Annotated in this window: 2 tRNA genes and 2 rRNA genes; all 4 read right to left on the bottom strand. The window is 52.5% G+C overall.

Annotation, left to right across the window (positions count from 1 at the left end):
* Positions 1-2,161, bottom strand: a 23S ribosomal RNA gene (locus tag EQV24_RS23550); the annotation flags it as partial.
* Between the two features lie 172 nt (positions 2,162-2,333).
* Positions 2,334-2,409: transfer RNA gene (locus EQV24_RS23555), tRNA-Ala, on the bottom strand.
* Between the two features lie 107 nt (positions 2,410-2,516).
* Positions 2,517-2,593: transfer RNA gene (locus EQV24_RS23560), tRNA-Ile, on the bottom strand.
* Between the two features lie 70 nt (positions 2,594-2,663).
* Positions 2,664-3,324 (bottom strand): 16S ribosomal RNA (locus tag EQV24_RS23565); the annotation flags it as partial.

Here is a 3,324-nt window from a genome sequence, read left to right on the forward strand (position 1 = left end):
CGGCTCCACGCAGACTGGCGTCCACGCTTCAAAGCCTCCCACCTATCCTACACATCAAGGACCAGTGTTCAGTGTCAAGCTATAGTAAAGGTTCACGGGGTCTTTCCGTCTTGCCGCGGGTACACTGCATCTTCACAGCGAGTTCAATTTCACTGAGTCTCGGGTGGAGACAGCCTGGCCATCATTACGCCATTCGTGCAGGTCGGAACTTACCCGACAAGGAATTTCGCTACCTTAGGACCGTTATAGTTACGGCCGCCGTTTACCGGGGCTTCGATCAAGAGCTTCGCGTTGCCGCTAACCCCATCAATTAACCTTCCGGCACCGGGCAGGCGTCACACCGTATACGTCCACTTTCGTGTTTGCACAGTGCTGTGTTTTTAATAAACAGTTGCAGCCAGCTGGTATCTTCGACTGATTTCAGCTCCACCCGCAGGGGCTTCACCTACATATCAGCGTGCCTTCTCCCGAAGTTACGGCACCATTTTGCCTAGTTCCTTCACCCGAGTTCTCTCAAGCGCCTTGGTATTCTCTACCTGACCACCTGTGTCGGTTTGGGGTACGATTTGATGTTACCTGATGCTTAGAGGCTTTTCCTGGAAGCAGGGCATTTGTTACTTCAGCACCGTAGTGCCTCGTCATCACACCTCAGCGTTAAAAGGTACCGGATTTACCTGGAACCTCCGCCTACATGCTTAAACCGGGACAACCGTCGCCCGGCTAACATAGCCTTCTCCGTCCCCCCTTCGCAGTAACACCAAGTACAGGAATATTAACCTGTTTCCCATCGACTACGCCTTTCGGCCTCGCCTTAGGGGTCGACTCACCCTGCCCCGATTAACGTTGGACAGGAACCCTTGGTCTTCCGGCGAGCGGGCTTTTCACCCGCTTTATCGTTACTTATGTCAGCATTCGCACTTCTGATACCTCCAGCAGCCCTCACAGGCCACCTTCAACGGCTTACAGAACGCTCCCCTACCCAACAACACATAGTGTCGCTGCCGCAGCTTCGGTGCATGGTTTAGCCCCGTTACATCTTCCGCGCAGGCCGACTCGACCAGTGAGCTATTACGCTTTCTTTAAATGATGGCTGCTTCTAAGCCAACATCCTGGCTGTCTGGGCCTTCCCACATCGTTTCCCACTTAACCATGACTTTGGGACCTTAGCTGGCGGTCTGGGTTGTTTCCCTCTTCACGACGGACGTTAGCACCCGCCGTGTGTCTCCCGTGATAACATTCTTCGGTATTCGTAGTTTGCATCGGGTTGGTAAGCCGGGATGGCCCCCTAGCCGAAACAGTGCTCTACCCCCGAAGATGAGTTCACGAGGCGCTACCTAAATAGCTTTCGGGGAGAACCAGCTATCTCCCGGTTTGATTGGCCTTTCACCCCCAGCCACAGGTCATCCGCTAATTTTTCAACATTAGTCGGTTCGGTCCTCCAGTTAGTGTTACCCAACCTTCAACCTGCCCATGGCTAGATCACCGGGTTTCGGGTCTATACCCTGCAACTTAACGCCCAGTTAAGACTCGGTTTCCCTTCGGCTCCCCTATACGGTTAACCTTGCTACAGAATATAAGTCGCTGACCCATTATACAAAAGGTACGCAGTCACACCCGAAGGTGCTCCCACTGCTTGTACGTACACGGTTTCAGGTTCTTTTTCACTCCCCTCGCCGGGGTTCTTTTCGCCTTTCCCTCACGGTACTGGTTCACTATCGGTCAGTCAGGAGTATTTAGCCTTGGAGGATGGTCCCCCCATATTCAGACAGGATACCACGTGTCCCGCCCTACTCTTCGAGTTCACAGCCTGTGTGTTTTCGTGTACGGGACTTTCACCCTGTACCGTGCGACTTTCCAGACGCTTCCACTAACACACAAGCTGATTCAGACTCTGGGCTGCTCCCCGTTCGCTCGCCGCTACTGGGGGAATCTCGGTTGATTTCTTTTCCTCGGGGTACTTAGATGTTTCAGTTCCCCCGGTTCGCCTCGTTAACCTATGTATTCAGTTAACGATAGTGCAACGGATTGCACTGGGTTTCCCCATTCGGACATCGCCGGGTCAAGGGTTCATATCACCTCGCCGGCGCTTTTCGCAGATTAGCACGTCCTTCATCGCCTCTGACTGCCAGGGCATCCACCGTGTACGCTTAGTCGCTTAACCTCACAACCCGAAGATGTTTCACTTCATGATTGCGAAAATTTGAGAGACTCGAACACACCATTAAAGATGTGTCGTTTCAATTTTCAGCTTGATCCAGATTTTTAAAGAGCAAAACTTCGCAGTGCACCTTTTCAGGTTCACTCTGAAGTTTTCTTGTGTTCGCAGTAAAAGATGGTGGAGCTATGCGGGATCGAACCGCAGACCTCCTGCGTGCAAAGCAGGCGCTCTCCCAGCTGAGCTATAGCCCCATCGTTTGCAAACCTCTGTACCGGTAATTTTTCCTGAGACAAGGCGTGGTAACGCGACGCATACATCAGTATGTGAGCGTTGCCGCAACGCAGTATCAGGGAAAATTTGGTAGGCCTGAGTGGACTTGAACCACCGACCTCACCCTTATCAGGGGTGCGCTCTAACCACCTGAGCTACAAGCCTGTAGAGGTTTTTTACTGCTGTTTTTCATCAGACAATCTGTGTGAGCACTACAAAGGCAGGTTCTTTAAGGTAAGGAGGTGATCCAACCGCAGGTTCCCCTACGGTTACCTTGTTACGACTTCACCCCAGTCATGAATCACAAAGTGGTAAGCGCCCTCCCGAAGGTTAAGCTACCTACTTCTTTTGCAACCCACTCCCATGGTGTGACGGGCGGTGTGTACAAGGCCCGGGAACGTATTCACCGTAGCATTCTGATCTACGATTACTAGCGATTCCGACTTCATGGAGTCGAGTTGCAGACTCCAATCCGGACTACGACGCACTTTATGAGGTCCGCTTGCTCTCGCGAGGTCGCTTCTCTTTGTATGCGCCATTGTAGCACGTGTGTAGCCCTGGTCGTAAGGGCCATGATGACTTGACGTCATCCCCACCTTCCTCCAGTTTATCACTGGCAGTCTCCTTTGAGTTCCCGGCCGGACCGCTGGCAACAAAGGATAAGGGTTGCGCTCGTTGCGGGACTTAACCCAACATTTCACAACACGAGCTGACGACAGCCATGCAGCACCTGTCTCACAGTTCCCGAAGGCACCAAAGCATCTCTGCTAAGTTCTGTGGATGTCAAGACCAGGTAAGGTTCTTCGCGTTGCATCGAATTAAACCACATGCTCCACCGCTTGTGCGGGCCCCCGTCAATTCATTTGAGTTTTAACCTTGCGGCCGTACTCCCCAGG

Origin of the sequence: Enterobacter sp. A8 (genome assembly GCF_004296595.1) — a bacterium.
Taxonomy (GTDB): Bacteria; Pseudomonadota; Gammaproteobacteria; order Enterobacterales; family Enterobacteriaceae; genus Enterobacter; species Enterobacter cloacae.